Annotated in this window: 1 protein-coding gene; it reads left to right on the plus strand. The window is 69.3% G+C overall.

Features of this window, described 5'->3' with window-relative positions:
* Positions 1 to 338 (plus strand): transposase (locus G7A99_RS23455; protein WP_163144456.1); only part of this gene is annotated, 338 nt, incomplete at its 5' end.
* Positions 339 to 645 lie beyond the last annotated feature (307 nt).

Here is a 645-nt window from a genome sequence, read left to right on the forward strand (position 1 = left end):
AGCGCTTTGCCAATGCGCGGCAATTCGCTGCCTACTTCGGGGTGGTGCCGCGCCAGCACAGCACCGGCGGAAAGACGCGCCTGGGGCGCATGAGCCGTCAGGGCGATGGCTATGTCCGCCGGGTGCTGGTCAGCGGCGCCCAGGCGGTGCTGCAGAAGCTGCCGGCCGAGCCGGGCGAGGCAGCGGACACGCGCCGACTGCAGCGCTGGCGCGCGCGCCATGGCACCAAGGGCGCGGCGGTGCGCCTGGCCAACCGCAATCTGCGCATCGCCTGGGTGCTGCTCACGCGCGGGGGCAGCTACGAGCCCGAGCCGCGCCGCGCATTGCCGGGCGGCTGAGCACTGAGAAGGTAACGGCTGGAGGGACAGCACCCATGTAGCGAGCACCCCATCCCCTGGCGCCTGCGGCGCCGACCCGCTGCTGACTGGCATGAACCATCAGGTAAGACCGTCGCGGATCCGATGCCCAACGACCTACCGGCCCCCGAGGCCTTTTTGTAATCGGCACTCCGCGAGCTCATTCGATGCCGGCCCGTGGTGCAGCGAAGTGCGCCACCTCGCTGAGGCCTGATACATAAGTGCAGCCGGGGTTCCTTCCACCAGCCAGCGGTTGACACGGGGGGCGAGTCCATACATAGGTCGTGCA

The sequence above is a fragment of the Arhodomonas sp. KWT genome (genome assembly GCF_010993615.1).